Origin of the sequence: Rhodonellum sp., from assembly GCF_030656585.1 — a bacterium.
GTDB classification, from domain to species: domain Bacteria; phylum Bacteroidota; class Bacteroidia; order Cytophagales; family Cyclobacteriaceae; genus Rhodonellum; species Rhodonellum psychrophilum.
The window spans coordinates 1-19323 of the sequence record NZ_JAUSPP010000041.1 but is presented as its reverse complement, the minus strand read 5'-3'; the positions used below and the strand labels follow the sequence as shown (position 1 = coordinate 19323).

18 protein-coding genes and 1 pseudogene are annotated in these 19323 nt (G+C 40.1%); 11 read left to right on the top strand and 8 right to left on the bottom strand.

The features are described 5' to 3' along the window. Nucleotides 1-184: 184 nt before the first annotated feature. The 4 genes and pseudogenes from Q7J63_RS10655 to Q7J63_RS10640 form a co-directional block, all read right to left on the bottom strand. Complete coding sequence (locus Q7J63_RS10655) at nt 185-1291, bottom strand: mechanosensitive ion channel family protein (protein ID WP_304886003.1); 1107 nt, start codon at nt 1289-1291, stop codon at nt 185-187. A 426-nt stretch (nt 1292-1717) separates the two neighbouring features. Further along, nucleotides 1718-2104, bottom strand: a pseudogene (locus tag Q7J63_RS10650) (transposase). Between the two features lie 281 nt (nt 2105-2385). Beyond that, nucleotides 2386-2544 carry a hypothetical protein gene (locus tag Q7J63_RS10645; RefSeq protein WP_154654332.1) on the bottom strand — a complete coding sequence of 53 codons (159 nt, stop codon included), beginning with the start codon at nt 2542-2544 and terminating at the stop codon, nt 2386-2388. Then, entirely contained in the window at nt 2541-4220 is a 1680-nt protein-coding gene (locus tag Q7J63_RS10640; RefSeq protein WP_304886001.1) for a sodium-dependent transporter, read from the bottom strand. Before Q7J63_RS10640 ends, Q7J63_RS10645 begins: the two co-directional genes overlap by 4 nt. Nucleotides 4221-4410: 190 nt before the next feature. Between Q7J63_RS10640 and Q7J63_RS10635 the strand changes: the two genes are divergently transcribed. Further along, on the top strand, nt 4411-4725 hold the full coding sequence (locus Q7J63_RS10635) for a hypothetical protein (protein ID WP_304885999.1): 315 nt from the start codon (nt 4411-4413) through the stop codon (nt 4723-4725). Between the two features lie 468 nt (nt 4726-5193). Here the strand turns inward: Q7J63_RS10635 and Q7J63_RS10630 are convergent, their stop codons facing one another. After that, nucleotides 5194-5403: a hypothetical protein gene (locus tag Q7J63_RS10630; RefSeq protein ID WP_304885997.1), complete on the bottom strand. Its 210-nt coding sequence runs from the start codon at nt 5401-5403 to the stop codon at nt 5194-5196. Between the two features lie 569 nt (nt 5404-5972). On the opposite strand from Q7J63_RS10630, the gene Q7J63_RS10625 reads away from it, so the two are divergent. Next, a complete protein-coding gene (locus Q7J63_RS10625) occupies nt 5973-6713 on the top strand; it encodes a LytTR family DNA-binding domain-containing protein (RefSeq protein ID WP_019598169.1) in 741 nt (246 codons plus the stop codon). Beyond that, nucleotides 6703-9711: a sensor histidine kinase gene (locus tag Q7J63_RS10620; RefSeq protein ID WP_304885994.1), complete on the top strand. Its 3009-nt coding sequence runs from the start codon at nt 6703-6705 to the stop codon at nt 9709-9711. Before Q7J63_RS10625 ends, Q7J63_RS10620 begins: the two co-directional genes overlap by 11 nt. Before the next feature lie 329 nt (nt 9712-10040). On the opposite strand, the gene Q7J63_RS10615 is transcribed toward Q7J63_RS10620, so the two are convergent. Continuing rightward, nucleotides 10041-10568: a transposase gene (locus Q7J63_RS10615; protein ID WP_304885992.1), complete on the bottom strand. Its 528-nt coding sequence runs from the start codon at nt 10566-10568 to the stop codon at nt 10041-10043. Nucleotides 10569-10978: 410 nt separating this feature from the next. On the opposite strand from Q7J63_RS10615, the gene Q7J63_RS10610 reads away from it, so the two are divergent. From Q7J63_RS10610 to Q7J63_RS10575, 8 genes are all read left to right on the top strand, one after another. After that, entirely contained in the window at nt 10979-11200 is a 222-nt protein-coding gene (locus Q7J63_RS10610; protein ID WP_304885990.1) for a DUF6140 family protein, read from the top strand. Between the two features lie 13 nt (nt 11201-11213). Then, complete coding sequence (locus Q7J63_RS10605; RefSeq protein WP_304885988.1) at nt 11214-11660, top strand: hypothetical protein; 447 nt, start codon at nt 11214-11216, stop codon at nt 11658-11660. A gap of 1 nt (nt 11661) precedes the next feature. Beyond that, the gene (locus Q7J63_RS10600; RefSeq protein WP_304885987.1) at nt 11662-12879 is read left to right on the top strand and encodes a hypothetical protein; all 1218 of its coding nucleotides are present in this window, start codon (nt 11662-11664) and stop codon (nt 12877-12879) included. A 39-nt stretch (nt 12880-12918) separates the two neighbouring features. Further along, nucleotides 12919-13143, top strand: coding sequence for a DUF6140 family protein (locus Q7J63_RS10595; protein ID WP_304885985.1), 225 nt, complete (start codon nt 12919-12921; stop codon nt 13141-13143). A gap of 134 nt (nt 13144-13277) precedes the next feature. After that, complete coding sequence (locus Q7J63_RS10590) at nt 13278-13715, top strand: hypothetical protein (RefSeq protein WP_304885984.1); 438 nt, start codon at nt 13278-13280, stop codon at nt 13713-13715. A gap of 24 nt (nt 13716-13739) precedes the next feature. Continuing rightward, entirely contained in the window at nt 13740-14414 is a 675-nt protein-coding gene (locus Q7J63_RS10585) for a hypothetical protein (protein ID WP_304885982.1), read from the top strand. A 2-nt stretch (nt 14415-14416) separates the two neighbouring features. Next, nucleotides 14417-14896, top strand: coding sequence for a hypothetical protein (locus Q7J63_RS10580; RefSeq protein ID WP_304885980.1), 480 nt, complete (start codon nt 14417-14419; stop codon nt 14894-14896). After that, a complete protein-coding gene (locus tag Q7J63_RS10575; RefSeq protein WP_304885978.1) occupies nt 14886-15635 on the top strand; it encodes a hypothetical protein in 750 nt (249 codons plus the stop codon). The genes Q7J63_RS10580 and Q7J63_RS10575 overlap by 11 nt, the downstream gene beginning before the upstream one ends. Nucleotides 15636-15954: 319 nt before the next feature. Here Q7J63_RS10575 and Q7J63_RS10570 read toward each other — a convergent pair whose 3' ends face one another. Then, nucleotides 15955-19059: a type I restriction endonuclease subunit R gene (locus Q7J63_RS10570; RefSeq protein ID WP_304885976.1), complete on the bottom strand. Its 3105-nt coding sequence runs from the start codon at nt 19057-19059 to the stop codon at nt 15955-15957. After that, a partial coding sequence (locus Q7J63_RS10565) for a Fic family protein (RefSeq protein ID WP_370691891.1) occupies nt 19040-19323 on the bottom strand: 284 nt, incomplete at its 5' end. The genes Q7J63_RS10565 and Q7J63_RS10570, both read right to left, overlap by 20 nt.

Below are 19323 nucleotides of genomic sequence, written 5' to 3'. Positions count from 1 at the left end.
CTCCGGAATTCCTCCCTTTGTTTTGGCTTCAGCTACTTCCAATACCAGTTGCATGAAGGAGGAATTTGAGTGTCCATAAATCTTAAAACAGAATTTTATTACTATGAAAAATAATAGGTCCCGGACCTTCCTTTTTTTTCATCACTCGGATTACATTGACAATCAGCGAAGTACGAGCCAAGTTTCACCCCATTTTTTGTGGCATATCCATAGGTTCATCGCCTTTTATTTTTGAATTTGGAAAGAACACCTTTTTCGGATTTTTCTTCAGTTCGGCCATCACCGCTTCAAATAGTTTATTCTTGACCCTGCCTGAATTTTTTGGTTCCACCAAGTAGCGCACAGTCACTTGTATCCATGTGTTGGGATTTGCTGATAAAATAACAGAAGGATATTCATTTACGTCCAGTTCATCCACCGGGGTGTCGGCCAATATTTTCTTAAAACGCTTTACCCGTCTTACCATGGCTTCACCGATTTCTTTTTCGACAACACTTTTCACGGTATCGGTGGTAAATTTAAAATCACTTTCATAGGATATAAAAAAACTAAGTTCATTCCAAATGAAAGGAAATAAAGGCCATGAGTAATTGTATACATATTCACTGAATACTTTTGAGTTGGCAAATCTTATGATGCGTCCGCTGGGATGGTCGCCTGATAAATAATCGCCATTAAATTCCCAAAGGGTGGTATCAAGGTAGCCAACATTGATGATGTCGCCGAAGACACTGCCAATCCGTATGCGGTCACCGACTTCGTAAGGCTTACGGGTAAGAATGTAAATCCATCCAAAAAAACTGGTAATCAGGTTTTGTAAGGCAAAGCCAAGGATCAGGGAGACAATCCCAAATGAAACCATGGCGGCATACCAGTTCGCAAAGAGCAGCGAGAGGACAATCACGAGGATCAGCAGACCGGCAAACAAGTCTGCAATCCGGTTGAAATTAAATACAGTGGTTTTATTTTCAATTTTGCGGTCAAATACTTTTTTCAAAAGCCTTGTTGCCATCAACACCAAAGAGATCAACATGATGGCAAGGACAATTTTTTGCGCCAGCGGAATATACATGCTGGAAATAGGCAAACTTTTCCAGCCCAAAAGATAATAAAGCGCACCACAGACTAAAAAGATGATGGCGGTGATTCCCACCAATGGAGCTTCTTTCTCTAAAGCATCAACGCTATCTTTTTGGACAACAATTGAGTTTTCGATCAGGGCTCTTTGTACCTTCTCATCCTTTTTTATGTCTTCTATTTCTTTGTCTTCTATATGTTCTGAACTTTCCATACTTCTTGTCCAATTTGTCGGATGTAATCTTAGTTAAATTTGTTAACTATTTTTTGATATTCTGCCAGTTTTTTGGCTTGGATCCCTAGCCAATTGGCTATGCCAATCTAAAAATTTTTCATCTGGAATCATCTGGTTATCGGTAAGTAATCTTGACCCTAAAGCAAAGACTAATTTTTTTTAAAACTTTCGCTCTTAATTTTTCGCAAATGATTGTTGGGCTTATTTTCCTTTTTGAGTCACATCAATTGGAACCAATATTTCAATTTAAATAAGAACCAAAAGGGTCTGCCGGGCAATAAATCCGGCTTTTGACTTCATTTCCAAACCCTGTGCCATATGGGCTGGGATCTTTCCTTCATTTGTGGTTTCTACCGACATTGAATGGCTAACGGCAGAGAGGATTAGGATTTTTTTGCATCAAAATCACTCTTCCTTCTCATACGCAATTTCTTTAAAAATGTATCGCTCGTCAAAATTCACTTCAAACTTTTCTAAAAAATCGCGATACTCATCCATGAAACTCTTTTTTCCATGATGTTTTTCCTGATTTTTGATGTAATCAATTACCCGATCCACATGCGACTTGCTGTATGAAAATGCTCCGTAACCTGCTTGCCACGAAAACTTCCCCGTGACAAAACCTTTTTGGCTAATCCATTTGGAACTGTCTCCTTTTATGTCCTGCATCAAATCGGAAACTGATTGGGTAGGTCTCATGCCAATTCATATATGGACATGATCAGACATTCCGTTTATAGCCAATACTTTATGATCATGATTTCGGATACTTCCTGTCATATATTTAGACAATTCTTCCTTCTATGATTTTCTTATGACCCAGTCCCTATTTTGTACTGCAAAAATCATCTGAACTTGAATTTGAGTGTAGGTATTGGCCATGATGGATCAATTTTCTCAGTTATCAGTACGACTCAACTCAATAGCCTCAGCATTTCAACCCATATCTATCCATTAAAAAATAAAATAAGCAGTGGAAAAATCATCCCAGATCCATCCAATTCAAACAAAAAAGCCCGCCCCCAAACCAGGAGCAGGCTTCTTCAATCCAATAAATTTATCAACCGAAAAAGCTACTCCATCTCCTCCTTTTCCTCCTCCAATCTTGCCTTCTTTTCCAAATGTGCTTTTCCATTAATACCAAAGACCACCTTATAAAGCAAGAATCCCGTGGTGCAGATGACCAGACCTTGGGTCAGGATCATCAATACCAATGCTTGTGTGTTCATCATGATCTGGTTCTCCCTTCTTTTTGACGTTTCTTTTGTGACAGGTATACAAGTAATGAAATAAACAAAAACAGCCCCACCAGCAGTGTTCTGGCCAGATTGGAATAGAAGATCTTGTTCTCGATTTCGAGTTTCAAGTCGCCGGGTAAGTCAAGCGCCAGCTGTTCCTTCAACCCAAAATGGGAGATTTGGCGGATGATCGAACTGTTGTCCAACTGCCATGCCTGACCTTCGCCCAGTCCCTGAAGGCTCAGCGCCCAGTCATTGTTTTCCGGTGTGATCAAAGCGCTTACAAAAACCATCAGGAGCAACAAGGGCGTGACATATTTGATGATGAATTTGTAGAAATTCGGAATGTAGATATCCGAGCCTTCATTGATTTCCCGCCAACCTTTGTTGATCCCAAAAACCCAGGAAAACAGGATCGATTCCAGAAGTGCAAAAACGACCAAACTCACCGTTCCTGCCCAGTAATCGTATTCATCAAAAACACCATATTGGTAAAACAACACCGTCGGAAGTCCCATGACCAAAGCCAAGGCGCCAAAGGACCAAGCGCCCTGGTTCTTGTTCCAGCCAAATTCATCTTTCATAAATCCCATCCAGGGCGTGCCCATCGCGAGTGAGGAGGTGATGCCTGCAAAAAACAACAAGCCAAACCAAAATACCCCCGCAAAGGCCGCTGCGATCTCGCCCCATTGCTGGAAGAGGAAAGGCATGGTCTGGAAGGCCATGCCGAAACCTGCATTTTCCATCACCCAATCCAGTCCCAAATAGCCTGCCGCGATCGGGATCACGATGGAGCTTCCCAAGACGACTTCCACAAATTCATTCATAAAACCCGCCGAGACTGCATTCAGTGCGATATCTTCCTTGGGTTTGATATAGGCGGCGTAGCATTGGATCGTGCCCATTCCCACGGATAGGGTAAAGAAAATCTGTCCCGCAGCGGCCAACCAGACCTTGGGATTGGTGAGGGAATCGAACTGGGGAGTCCAAAGGAAATTCAATCCGTCCCAGGCACTCGCATCCGGAAATTGCTCGGATTGACCGGATTCTCCCAGGCTCAATCCCTTGATGGACAAGAGCACCCCAAATAGGATCAACAGGGGCATTCCGATTTTAGCCACCTTTTCTATTCCACCCAAGCCTTTGGAAAGGATAAATACATTCAAGGCCAGGACCAACACATAAAAGACCACTGCCTCGTAGGGAATGCCAAGGGTGGATTTGCCGATGTCGATGTAATCCTCAAAAAACCGAGCCACTTCAGATTGGGACATTCCCTCGAAGGTGCCCAAGATCGAATGCAGCACATAGGACAGGGTCCAGGATTCGATATAGGTGTAGTACGCCACCACGGCCACATTGGTAAATATCCCGAAAACACCCACATACTTCCAGATTTTACCTTTCCCCATGCTGTCCATGATGTAGGGCGTACTGTGGTTATTGGATTTTCCGCCGTACCTGCCCGTGGACCATTCGATCAGGAGCAGTGGAATGCCCATGACCAAAAAACAGATCAGGTAGGGAATGATAAAGGCGCCCCCACCGTTTTGGACGGCCTGAACAGGGAAGCGGAGAAAATTCCCCAGTCCGACTGCATTTCCTGCCATTGCCAGGATCAACCCCAACCTGGAACCCCAGGCTTCTTTGACTATTGTATTGTCCTTCATTGAGTTTCAGTGCTTGATTAGGTACCGTGTTTTTATAGCAAGCGAAGTAGGATTTTTTGAAATGCATGTACCAAAGAATCCTTCATCCAATTGCATTGGAATAATATCGGGGATTTTGGGCGAGATGCTGAGGGAGAAATTTGGATTGAAAACCTGAACAGGATTCAATTCAAGGGGTTCAGAAGAAAAAATGGAAGGGGAAGAGGGTATTCAACCTCTGATCCGTGGAGAAATTTTCCCAATCGACCACGAGGGTAGAAGCGGAGGAGAACTGAATCAAATGATTGGGCTTTGGGCCAAAGAGCTCAAATGCAGTAGGATGGAATTGTTGTTTTCCGGCAAAATAAAACTGGCTATGACCCTGAAAAATCAATGGAGAATGCTGGTCAGCCCATTCCACAGCAGACAGTTCAGAAGCTGTCGGACTAGACTCAGCTTGGCAATTGCTGACATCCGGTATGGGGACCAAAAAAACACCAATCAACCAGAAGAGGGAGATAAATAGGAAGGCTTTTTTCACGGTGTCGGAACTGAAAGGAAGCAAGCGTAGATGTCTATTTGAGGCAATAAGCTGTCAAATGTAAACCCTTTTTTGAGTGTTCAATATGGATTGTGGGGAATTATTTTTTGGGCGGATTTTTTTTCTTAAAAACAGAAAAATCAATTCCAAATCGAAAGCGCAAAATGCCTCAGCAGTATCTTAAAATGCTTCCATTTTACAATGTGATAATTAGGGGACAAAAGGTCCAAATCCGAAAAATTTGAAAGATGATTATTCATCAAAGCCAGAAAAAAACACAATGGAATGCCGAGTGAGCACTAGATGGGCTAGGGAAGTTGTCGCCAGCCCATTGATCCTAGATACCCTGAGTGAATGATTGCCCCTTGCCTGCAAATTTCCCACAAGGATAATCAAATCAATCCTGATGTAGGATTGATTTGATTATCCGTCCTCTTATATTGTCGCCCTCAACTAGGAAAAATAAAGGAATAGGGTTCTGTCATTTGCGGGGATTGAATTTACCTCATCTCTAAGAACAAATTTCTCAAATTTAACCAGCAAAAATGCTTCTCTGCTCTGGTCGGAAAAGGGTTCGATATTTTCGATATTCTGGAAGTTCCTAAAGGAATAATTCAAAAATACGACCCACAATCCTGCAAAGAATTGGATGTGGGATTTCATTTTTATAGAAATTAAAAAGTTTGTATTTGAATTCCATTCAACCCCAAAATATGCATTGGCCTTCCTCGCCGTTTGAAGCAGCAAGAAAATCAGGCTATTTATATAGCATATAGGTCCGATATGTTGCTGTCAAAGGCAGAATGCAAAGGCTGATTATTTGGTGATTTTGGTCTTGAGTAGGGAATGGAGAAGACGGGTTAAAGTGATGCGCATTGGTCTAAACACTATTGTATTGCTGAATTCCATAAATGCTGTTCAAAAAGGCAGCAATTTACCCGAAGGGAAAATCTCTGAGGAATAAAGAAAAGCAGTCGAGCAGACCACTCTTAAAGACCGCCTTGCGACTATATCCACGGAACTCAAGCCTGGTATTGCCTAAAACACACTCAGATGCCTAATTTTTCCACCTATAATCTTTTGCATCGCGGGCGGGGCAAACAATATGGATTGAGTCGGATGGATACGTTTCTTAGGGTTGCTTATCGAAAGCGATTTGATTATGGATAATAAAGTGCATACTTTAACATCGTTTTTAATGGGGGCAAAAAAATTCTTTTAAAGGTTAAACCATGATCAAGGTAATTATTATAGACGATGAGAAAAAGGCCCAAGAGACTCTGGAATTGTTTTTGGACCGATATTTCCCACGCCAGTTCAAGGTTTTGGCCAAGTGCAGCAGCATCGATGAAGGCGTAAAGTCGATCCAAATGGAGCGCCCGGACATCCTGTTTCTCGACGTGCAAATGCCAAAAAAAAATGGTTTTGCCATTTTTGAGGAAGTGAAAAAAATTGATTTTGATATCATTTTCACCACTGCCCATAAAGAATATGCCCTCCAGGCTTGGAATTCGGCAGGTAAGGTTTTCGGGTATCTGCTCAAACCGATCGATATCAGTGAGCTTCAAAACCTGATGAACCGCTTTTTTGAAAAACAGGATCAGGGCTCCCTGATTGTGAAGTTGGACCGAATGTCCGAGAACATGGAAAACCTGGGAATCCAGGCCTATAATACCTTATCCGGGATCGAATTTGTTCATTTTGATGAAATCCTCTATTGCGAAGCCAGCATGAGTTATACCACTATCCACAAAGCGGATGGCTCTCAAATCCTGGTCAGCAAAAACCTGAAGGTGATTCAGGAAAAACTTCCAATCGGACAATTTATCCGGATGCACCATAAATTGCTGGTCAATGTGAAGCAGATCCTGCGGATTGACAAAAAAGAAGATTTTGTTCTATTAAAGGGTGGAATACAGCTTTCCGGTTCCAGTCGAAAGATGAAAGATTTGAAAAAGTATTTTGCATACTAGATTTTTTATTGCCTGCCTCGTATTGGTCTTTTGTGTTGTTGTGCAAAACCAAGCCCAACAGTTTCCCAACAGAAATTACACCACCCTGGATGGATTGCCAAACAATGCCATCCGTTCCCTTTTTATCGATTCCAGGGGATTGCTCTGGATCGGGACCGAAAACGGGATTTCCAAAATGGAAAACAATACTTTCCAAAATTTTGATACCTCCGATGGAATGGCTTTCAACAGCTGCTGGGTGATTGCCGAAGACCCTATGGGGCGGATGTGGTTTGGGAGTTATGGAGGTGGCGTTTCCATGTATGATGGTCGTTTTTTCCATACTTTCACCAGCAAATCCGGATTGATCAACGACAAGATCAGAAAACTCTTCTATTTTGAAGACAGAATTTGGGTGGGGACTGAAGACGGAATCGCGGCCATCGATGTGCATTCACTCGAAATCATCAGCTTGGAGAAAAGCGTTTTCTCCGGAAGAAGGTCCTATACTTCCGGGTTTTTTGTCCACGACAACCTGCTGCATTACACCACCTTTGGCTATGGCATTTATAGCATATCGCCAACCGGAAAAGCCGAATTCACCATCAAAAAAGTCAGGGACCACGATAAGATATACGCCTTGGGCTGGGACAGTGATAGCCTCTTATTGAGCAATATCGGCGCCATCCAGCGTTTTGCTCCTGCCGATCTCACTTCCAGTAAACCAATGGAGGACGGATTTGGCGTATCCGTGGTTTGGGATTATGCCAGGGATAATCAAGATAATCTTTACGCTGGCGCTTGGGGAATTTTCAACAAAGATGGAGGCTTGTTTAAAATCACGGGAAACAAGATGGTGGATATGGGCAAAACCTTTGGGGTGAGCTCTAAAGTGATTTTGGCTACAGCATATAATCCCCAAACCAATATGCTCTATGCGGGATCAAATGACAAAGGACTTTTTGCCATCAGCCTTAATCCCTCCATTGCTTATGCGGAATTCGATAAAAATTCCGTTTTGGGATTTGCGGGAATTTCCGGCAAGACAGCTGTCCTGCATACGCTTGGCCTTACCCTCTTGGACAAAGAAGACCAAGTAATCCATCAGGTGGATTTAAAGGCATTCAAACGGATTGAACTGGATTATCTGCGGAAAAATCACAAAAATCTCCCGAAAAATGTAGACGGTTTTTTTGAGATGAACTTCGACCTTGATGCCGCTGATGTGGAATTTTATGGACTGATCCATACGGATTCTTCGCTCTATGTCAGCAGCAACATCGGTATTTTTGAGCTGAATGCAGCAGGGAAGTTTTTGACTTATATTCCCGTGCATACCTTTGTGATGGGCTTTACGCCGGATGGCAGATTCATCGAATCCAATCCCTATCGAGGACTCAGGATTTATGAAAGTCCGGCCAAAATGGACTACCAATATTTTTCCGATACGCTCCCCCATATCCCCCATCAATTGTCCCAAATCGTCCATAGCGGAGATAAAACCTACTTTTCCTCAGTTTTCCATGGGCTTTATACCTGGGAAAAAGGGGTGTTTACAAGCTACCTGAGGGAAAAAAAGTGGTCCGAAGAAAAACTCAAGGTCCTTCATCTGATGGAAGACAACAGCCTTGTCATCGCCTCAGAATTCGGGGATGTATTTGTTGCGGATGATAAAAATGGATTCACCATCAAAGAAACCATCGGTAAAAACGACATTGAGGGAAATTCCATCCAGTTTCTGGAATCCTACCAGGGAAATATTCTGATCGGCACGGAGAAGGGCTTGACCGTCTATCGGGATGGGAAAACCAGGTTCTTCGACGAGGAACAGGGATTTACCTCCAAGCTCTTTCAAACCGCCAAGGTGATCGGGGAAGTGCTCTGGCTGGGAACAAGCGAAGGATATTACAAAGTACATTTACCCGGACTGTTGCTTCCGGTATCCCCTCCTCTTAAACTGCTGGTGGATGAATTGTCCATCAACTATGAGCCAGTACCTGCAGAATCCTTTTCGTGGTTTGTGCTACAACAAAAAGAAATTGTGGTCCCTCACGACCGCAATACGGTTTACATAAGCTTCCAACCCAGCGGGCACCAATTCCCGGGAAAGCTGAGTTACCGCTACCGGCTCAAATCCGATGCTGCCTGGAGTCCATTCAGCAAGGAAAACAAGCTGTCCCTTCCCTATCTTCCCCCCGGAGTGTATCCCGTCGAAGTGGAAGTTCAGGACAGTCATACCGGCGTTAGCAATATTTTCACGCTGCTGACGATCAGAGTAAAACAACCCTTTTATTTTGAGGTGTGGTTTCTTCTTCCCAGCCTTATCCTATTGATTTTGATAGGGATGAAAGTCTATAAACGCCGGATCAGAAACATGAGGACACAGGAAAGGAACATTGCCAGCAGCTCAAAAAGGCTTGTCGAAACAAAACTTGAAGCCCTTCTGAGTCAGATGAACCCCCATTTTATTTTCAATGCCATCAGTTCCATCCAGTATTTTATCCTGAAAAACGAAACGGAAAAGGCCTTGGACTATGTCAATAAATTTTCCCGTTTGGTACGCAGCACTTTGGACAACAGCTCCAAACTGCTGATCACATTGGAGGAGGAAACCAGCTATTTGAAGGCCTATTTCACCATCGAAAATTCCAGAACGGAAAACAGGGTGAAGCTCCAGATCGATTTGGATCCCGAGCTCGACCCCAATAAGATCAATGTTCCGCCCATGCTGCTCCAACCTTTTGTGGAGAATGCTTTCGTGCATGCCTTCACCGAAAGCCACCAAAACCCCAGTATCCGGATAAACTTCGGGCTTATGTCCGAAAATCAGCTTTTTTGTACCATCCGGGACAATGGCATGGGACTGCAGGCCCGGGAAAAATTCAAAATCCACGAATCAAAGGGAGTAAAACTGGTCTTGGAAAGACTCCGTTTGTTGGAAGGTGTTGTAGCCGAACCCTTATCGATACAGTATTCTCCAAACGGAACCACTGTAGAAATTACCATACCCATTCACTGAAAGCATCCCGGTTTCAGCAGTTATTGCCAAAAAAGCTACACTTATTTATTTCCTCCATTTGGAAGCGGGCAATGCCCCATATTTGTTTTGCAAATGAGCGTAAAACTTTTTCCAACTTTTTATAAACAAGGTGGGTCCATGCAGTAGGGTACTGGGATGGACTCACCATTTTTTTTGTCGCTGTGCGGAAGCTGTTTGGGAAGCTGTTTGAGATTTATAATCTCGAACTGCAGATACTTCAGGATTTGCAATCCTGGTCTCGTTTTCGACAAATGGGATTGCAAATCCCTTATATCTTAATTCGACATTGCAAATGTCGAATAGCACATTTAAACCTCCGCGAGTACTAGCGAACTCCTTCTGATTCCATAAAATTCACCGCAACTTCCGTTTAGGTATTCTTCCTCCTTTTCCACGATTCCCGCCCTTACGGGATTGGAATGGATATATTGGATCTTGGAGTCAAGGAATTTTTTGGTGTTGATTTCTTCGCCGTGGTAGCCGGGTTCCCAAAACCATAAATTCCCATCCTTTTTCAAGAGCCACAGCAACCAACTTTTTCTGCTTTCCCTTTCATTTTCCTCGATAGCCAAAATGATCTTTTTGGCCGTGAATTTTTTCAGGTCTCGGATGATATCAGATAAGGGAACTCTGGTGCTGCTGATGATTAAATGGCAGTGGTTGCTCATTACCACCCATGCATATACTTGTAAACCTTTGTGCTCCTGACAATGTCGGATGCTATCCAGCAGGATATCCACATACAGTTGCCGCGTAAAAACATCCACCCATTGGTGGACAGTAAAGGTTACAAAATGAATGGCAGTCTGATCTTTGACGGTATAGGAATGTCCCATAAAAAGTGAGTTAAAATTTTAAACCTAAGGAAATTACATTTTTATCCGAAACTATGCAAACCGTTGTCTGAGAATTAAGATCTCGAACAGCAGATGTTTCAGGATTTGCAATCGTGGAGCTGTTTGAGATTTATAATCTCGAACTGTAGATATTTCAGGATTTGCAATCCTGGTCATGAGTTAGCGAAAATGGGATTGCAAATCCCATTTATCTGGATTCGACATTGCAAATGTGAAATAGCAGGTTTTTCCGAAATTGCAAATTTCGACCAGCAAACCTTCAACCCTCAGAAATTACACTTTTAAGGATGTTGACACACACTTATAGGTAAAACAGGCACACTTATACATTTGATGAAAAAGCCAAGATCCAAACCTATACATTTAAAACCAAGCAAGACACCCAACGCATGGCTTTATTCAAAATCACCGTCAAAAACCCGATGTTCCGCAACGGCATCCGCCTCGAAAAAGGCATGAGCGTTCAAGTCGTCATGATCAGCGCAGCACATTATCCCCTGCACTACAAAAACGGTGAAGCCATCGTCGATGCCTTCCAGCGCATCTGGGCCGTCGATCTGAGGAAGGCCAATGCGGTAAACAGCGCGATTTTGGAAGTGGTTAAACTCTAAAAAATTTGATAATATGGGAAATAAAGAATCAGAAATCATTAAGGTTGAGGCTGAGGAAGTTACTTATGAATTGAATTCATCGATTGAAAAAGCAGAATTGTTTCTCACCAGAATAAATGGAACTGGCGAATTGATTTTGAATACTGTTCAGTCTATAACCTCTACAATTGAAAATGTAAAAAGTCTAAATCTTCAGATTAAAACAATTGAAGCAGAATTTGCACTTAGGAGTAAAGAATATGATTTGCGAATTGAAAAGGTTAAGGTAAATGCCAAAATTATTCAAACGACGTTAGATAGATGTTCAATTACTGTTGACAAACTTCTAGATGCGGTTTTGGATATGAATGAAATAACCGATGATCCAAATTATATAAAGAGAAGGTCAGAATTACTTGAACAATTAAGAAATACTTCTGACAATTTAGCAATGATGTTTATAACTTTTATGAAATATTAAAATGATGAATGAATCTGTACAAGAAAAACAATCAAAAGAGCTTGAAGATATTTTAATAGATATTCGTAAGGATGTGGAGGAAGCATCTTTATTAGCCGCAGAAGTTTCTGATAAATTCAGCGTCATTTCTAAGGAAATTCAGGGTTTATCTAAGGTGTTTACTAAAGCGTTTAAAGACCAAAGAGCAGGTCAAATTGTTAAAATAGCTGGATTTGCTGTTAATCTCCTTGGTAAGGGGGTTTCATTGGTTAAGGAAGAGTATGAACTCATGAAATTACTTCCAAAAAAGCAGGCCCTCGCAGCGAATAAGAAAACAATTATTTTTCATCATTTGAATAGTCTTGAATCCAAACTTCCAAGATTTAAAAAACTACTGTCTGAAGAAGCAAATAGAGATTTTAGCAAAATTTTTCGAAAAGAATTTGAAGAGATTCATGGAAAAGATTGCTGTTCAGCTTTTGAAATGTATACATTTTCTCTGTACCTCTATGATGTTTGTTTTTTTATGACTAAAGAGTTTGAAGCTTGGGAAAATTCCAAACATAACAGTGATTTGCCTAAACCCTTAAAGCATAATTCTTTGTCTAAGATTATCGATGAAGTACTCGCGCCTTCTGGATTGAAGGATTTGTTTAAAGATGGTAAAAAAACAGGGTCTATGTATCTTTTCTCAAAATATGATGGGTTATTGGGTTCAATTTTTGTAAATGTACATGCAAATGCGGTTTTACCGAAAGAAAAAGAAAAGTTGAGAATTTGGGATCAAGCAAATTTTATAGCGCTTACCTCTATATTAAATCAAGTAAACAGCTTTTATGAAGATGATGATCAAAATCCCAATATAAATTGGATTAGCCGAAATGTATTTTTTAAAGAAATTAAAAATATTTTAAAAATGAAATCTGCATTTATAGAGTACTCAAAATATATATTCTTTGGAGTAGGGCTCCTTTCATTAGTGATTACTCAATCACTGGTGTTTTCATTAATACTGTCCCTATTTGTGACTCCATTTATATTTGGAATGGATAAAATGCTATCTTATCTTAATAGAGAACGTACTTTTTTTCAGGTTAAATCTTTATCTGAGACAATTTTTGGGTTTATTTTACAAATTGCTAGTTTAGGTACATTATGGTATGCAAAAAAGCAATACATGAAGAAAGAAGACAATTATAGACAATACTTTCTAACATTGGGTCAAAGAATAACCCTATAATATTCATAGAAAAATGACTTATTAAAACTCATTTCAAACATGGCTCTATTCAAAATCACCGTCAAAAACCCGATGTTCCGCAACGGCATCCGCCTCGAAAAAGGCATGAGTGTTCAGGTCATCATGATCAGTGCCGCCCATTATCCCCTGCACTATAAGAATGGTGAAGCCATCGTCGATGCTTTTCAGCGCATCTGGGCCGTCGATCTGAGGAAGGCCAATGCGGTGAACAGCGCGATTTTGGAAGTGGTGGAGATAAAATAGAACCCGGACAAATCAAACAGTGACAGCTGGTGACAATGAATTGGAGGGAGAGAACAATAGAATGTTATTTGTCAAAATTAAAGCTTTAGGAATTTAATCCTGGCTTGGGTCACATCACAAAATCAGAAAATCAAATGAGTCATCCAGATCCGAATCGGCCATATTGGAGAGCAGAAATAGATAGGGAATTCGCCAAGGTCAAGTCCAAAATGCACCAGGAAGCAACCAATAGGGGCGGAGGAAGAGCAATTTTTCAGGATTCATATACCGGAAAAGTCCTCTTCGGCGGCGATCCCTACGATTACGAACATATCCGCTCCTCCGAAGAAATCTTCATGAAATACCGGGACCGCCTGACCAACGACCAAATCGCCAAAGTCGTCAACTGCCCCGAAAACTTGGGGGTCACCCTCCGCAGCATCAATATTTCCAAAGGAAAGAAACGCATGGAGGATTGGATACGCCAGCCTTCTGTTGTGGCGGATTTTGGGATTGATCTGGAATTGGTGAGGAAGGTTTTGGAGAAGGCGGATAGGGGGATAAATGAATTGACAATCAAAATTTTAAAATAAAATTCATATCAAAACAATAAAACTATGCCAATACCATTTTTAATTCCAATCATAATTGTAGGAGTGTCTACAGTTGCCGGCCTCTTTACAGTAGCTGCATACTGGGATGATTTAATTATATTCTTCAAGGGTAAAAATATTGCCATATTAGGATCAATTGAAACAGGTAAATCTACCATGCATACTTATTTAAGAGAAGGTGAAGTTATTGTCACTCATAATTCCACTAAAAAAGTAAATGTTTCTAAAAACAGATTTAAACTTGGTGAATTGGAAATAAATATAAAGGAAGGGATAGATATTTCTGGACAAAGGGATTACATGAGTGATTGGAAAAATGTTTTTAAGACTAGTGATATTTGTTTTTATATGTTTGATACATATAAAATTTATAATAATGATTTAGATTATATAGAAAAGATTTATTTTCATTTAACGCACATTAATAATTGGAAGGAGGAACTTAATATAAATCCAAAAATTATTATGATTGGAGGATTTTCTGATAAGATACCTGAATTTAACCAATTAAATGAATCAAATGTACAAGAGTTTGAAGAAAAAATAAGAGTTAAAATTAAGCCAGCATTTCTTCAAGGCAGTATAAGCCCTAGTAATATTTTTATAGGATCTTTAGCAACTAAAGTAAGTATAGAAAAATTGTTAAGAGATGTTTTAATAAGAATTAGCCAAGATTAATTGTGGATTATTATATATTTTCTCAAGGAACAAAAAGTTCGGAATATAGTTTAATTATTAAAAATGGACAAATTCTATCTGAAGATGATACAAGAAGAAGTTGTATAAAAAATCTATTTGAATTCACAGAAAAAAATGGGAAAGTAATTAAAAATAAAACTTTTAGCGCAAAAATATTAAAAAGTAAAAATAATGTATTGATTGAATTGTGGTCTATAAATACTGATAGGGTAAACAGAATAGTACCCGTTGATTTATTAATATCAAAATCAAAAAATGAGAAATATTCTTATTTAGATGTTCAAAATTTATATCTACTTTTGAGTGAAGAAAATATTAAAATTGACAATAATAAATTAAATTCTATATTAAGTCATTTAGAAAAAACTTTAAATAACAATAAATTAAAAATATCTATATTAATATTTCTTATTGTATTGTTTGTAATTATAACCTTAAAATATCTTATAAATGAATATTGAAAAATGGAGAAGGCGGTTAGTTTTAATTGCCACGGATGTTCATATTGATGGTTTAGAACATGATTCCGAAGGATTAAATTTATTGAAAAATCAGGAAGTCACCATTTATCCTATTAAAAATTCTGAAGAATTTGAAGAAAAATTTACTCTCTTAGGAGGTATAATGCCACAGCCAGGAATGTTGTTATTAATGTCACCATATGACGACAATACTTATGTAGAATTATCAGATGCAAGAAGTTTAATTGCTATTGAAAAAGCGTCCTTAACTCTTCGTTTTTGTTCTTTGTTAGGTGCAAAATCTGTATCAGTTAAAAACATTAAAATTGTTGACAAAGAAAAACATCAGGAATTGAATCTAGATGCTGAATACAACATAATATCTGGATCTTTAAAAGCACAACAAGCTGAAATTGAAAATTTGAAAAATCAAATCAATGTAAATGCTACATTTTATGGAGGAAATCCTGATTTTGATAAAGCTATGCGGTTATTAAAATCAAGTAGATTACATTCTGATCCATTTCTGAAAAATTTATTCGAAATGGTTAAAGAAAGTAAGGAAACAGGAAACCAGATTTTTGAATTATCTCAGGAAGTATCATTAACTCATTCTTTGCAAAAAACTTTTAATTTAGTTGCCAGTATTAAGTTTCCAGGAGGCATTGTGAATTCAAATTATAATTCTGTTACAAAAGAAAAAATAGATATTTTTTTAGGATTAATTATAAAATTTTAAATGAAATACCAATGCTTTAATTTATAAATCACTTCGAATAAATGCTTAAAAATTGAAAGAAAGTTTAATTTTTCACTTTCAAATGGCCCACCAAGGTTGCGGTAACCAACTTAGATAAGTGTATCTGCTTCTTTTGAATATCTGCCCAAATTATCTGCTTCATAATAAATGTTATATTAACCTTTAGCTTCATAAATTTTCTTGTAGAAATTCTTAACAATGATCTAAGTTATATTCCTATCATTCAAAACCTAAATTTACTTCATTATCTTTTAAATAAGGCTTGCTAAATACCGGACACCTCCGATTCCCCAAATTCTCAAGCACCCAACATCCTTTTTATCGTGTCCTGCATGGCGATTCTGAAGCCTTCGTCTTTTGAAACTAGCCGGTAAAGATCCAATTCATTTTTTCGTTGCTTGCCCATCACGTCATCAAAAATCTTGTTGAAGGCGATGGATCGGTTTTGTTGGTCGGAATTGTCGGCATACTTCTCTTTATAATCGGAATGCTCCTTCATTTTCTGGGCAAGATTTATAAATTTTGCCCTTTGCTCATCTGGGGTGGCTTCCCATCCCTGAAACCAGCGTTCGTTGAAACTTTTAATGATCAAATCCAATTCGTCTTTGTCCGAATCACCTCCGTGAGCGCCCCTTGGATTGGGGTTTTGTGGATCCACTTCTGTTTCTGCGGCCTCCAATGTGATGCTTGAATTCAGCTTTACCCTTTCCAATCCATAGGTAGAGAGATCCACTGAATTCAACAATCCATCCAAGGCATCCTTTTCCTTGTCTACAATGATGAGTTTGGGAATCAGGAATTTCAAAAACCAGAAGAGCTTTTCCCATGCAGCAACTTCATAGGGCATGATGGAAGCCATCTGTCCATAGATTTTCACGAAGTGCTTTGTCTTGATTTTGTAATCTGCCTTTGCATTGTCTTCCATTTCCAGAGTGGTATTGAAGCGCTCGGCAGCGATATCGATGATGGTGCTCAATTCCTGGGCATTTACCCCTTTGAAGTATTTTTCAACAAAATCCTCTACCTCATGCTGTTCATAAACTCCAGGGTCATCCAGATTCGATTTCAATTCATGCAAAACATTGATGTCTGTGGCTTTGCTCAATGAAGTCGCTGTATAAAATGGATCGAAGGATCTCTTGATGTCTTCTGTGGCATTGTAAAAATCAAGGATAAACAGGTCTTCGGTTTTCTTGCCCAGCCTATCAGAGGAGCGATTTAATCTTGACAAGGCCTGAACAGCAATGACGCCTTGTAATTTTTTGTCAACATACATCGCGGTTAACTTGGGCTGATCGTAACCCGTTAGGTACTTATTTGCCACCACCAAAATCCTGTATTCTTCCATTTCTACATACCGGGAAATTTTATCGCTGATGTATCCGGGATCACCTGATTTGGAGGTGTCCAAATGTGCAGGAAATTCATTGATGCTGTCCTCTGTGTATTCAATGCCTTTTATTTTCTTCATACCCGAAAAGGCAATGGCAATTCTAAATGGATTGCCTTTTTCTTCCAACAGTGTGCTCAGGGCGAAATAATAGTTGATGGCGGATTCAATACTCTGTGTGGCCACGATCGCTTTTGCTTTCCCTTTCAACTTTTTGGGGTTAACCAGTTTGGTCACAAAATGATCGAGCATGATGTCCGCCTTGGTCACGATGGTTTGTTTGTTCTGCTCCACATAGCTCCTCAATTTCTTCTGCGCTTTTACGGTATCAAACAATGGGTTTTCCTGGATCGACTTTTCAATTTCGTAATAGCTCTTGTAGGTAGTATAATTGGCGAGCACATCGAGAATAAACCCTTCTTCAATGGCTTGTTTCATAGAATACAAATGGAAAGGTTTGTGCTTTCCATCTGCTTGTTTTACACCAAAACGTTCGAGTGTATTGTTTTTTGGAGTTGCCGTAAATGCGAGATAGGACGCATTGCCTCGCATTTTGCGTGATCGCATGGCTTCCAATATGATGTCCTGAGGATCTCGCTCTTCCTCCTCGTTTTCTTCAGAAGTATTGCCCATCGCCTGATTCATCTTTCCTGCGGCAGTTCCACTTTGACTGCTGTGTGCTTCGTCAATGATGACAGCAAATCGCTTGTCGCTCAAATCGGCAATGCCATCGACGATGAAGGGGAATTTTTGAATCGTGGTGATGATGATTTTTTTGCCGCTCTCTAAACTTTGTTTTAGCTCGTTGGAAGTGTAAGCAGGTGCGACAATATTCTTCACTTCCGAAAATTCCTTGATGTTTTCCCGAAGTTGCTTGTCCAGCAATCTCCTGTCGGTTACGACGATGACCGAATCAAACAAGGGATTTGAAATGCCTTTACTTCCGGGAATGGTATCGCTTTCCGGATAGGTTTCTATTAGTTGATAGGCTGCCCAGGTAATGGAATTGGATTTGCCAGAACCGGCTGAATGTTGAATCAAATAGGTTTGTCCTACTCCTTTTTTACTCGCATCGGCAATAATGCTGCGCACGACATCCAATTGATGGTAACGCGGAAAATACAAGGTTTTCTTGTTCAAGGGATCGGTGTCTTTGCCATCAAACCGGACAAAATGCTGAATGATATTGGCGATACTTTTCCGGGTAAAAATCTCTTCCCATAGATAAGCTGTTTTATGCCCAAACGGATTTGGCGGGTTTCCCTTACCGAACAAGGGTTCGCGCTGACCCAGATTAAAGGGCAAAAAGAAGGTGTCATTCCCGTTTAGCTTGGTAGTCATATACACTTCATCGGTATCTGCTGCAAAGTGGACAATACAGCGACCAAAGTTGAGCAAGGGCTGCGTGATGTCTCGTTTGGTTTTGTACTGGTTTTGGCCATGCACTTTTGCGTTCTGACCTGTCCAATGGTTCTTCAATTCCATGGTGGCAAATGGCAAACCATTTACAAAAAGTACCATGTCTATTTCCTCTTTGGTATTGGTGAGGGAATAGCGAAGCTGACGGGTGGCACTGAACTGATTGCTTTCAAAATTTGCCTTCACCGTCTCGCTGCTGCTTGCCAAAGGAAGGGGATAAAGCAAGGTAAAATGCGCGTCATCCACATCGAGTCCTTTTCGAAACGAACGCAGGATGCCATATTTTTTGATCATCCGGTCCAGGCGTTCTACAATCTTCAATTTCCAATCGCTCTGCTTTTGGAGTTTGGAGAGTTCCTCTTTTTGGGTGGTTTCTAAAAAATCCCAAAAGCGAAGTTCATCGATCGCGAATTTTGCATTAAAATCTTCTGGAGATCCGATGTAATAGCCATTGCCGGAACGGTACAACTCAGATCTTCCATTTACAGCATTAACGGAAATATTTTGATCTTTCAAATCCTCAAGAGAGGTTCCGGTAAGTCGTTTTTCAATGGTAGATTCTAGTGCGACTTCGTTAGTCTGGCTGGTAGTCATTGGCGATTTTTTCTTTTTCTAGGGCTCCGGCTTGAGTCAATCGGTAGCGTTGTTTTTTACTTTGCGGTTTATCAGGAATTGTCATTTCTATCCAGCCGTTTTCAAATGCCTGGTCTAGGTAGTTTTCGTTAAAATTTGTTCTGTGGCTTAGTCCCAGCCTTTCCATCATTTCACCTCTGCTCAACTCACCATCCAAAATCCAAAGTAACCGATATGGTAGGTATTCTAAAGTTAGAAACAAACGATCATGTGCGGTGTCATGTG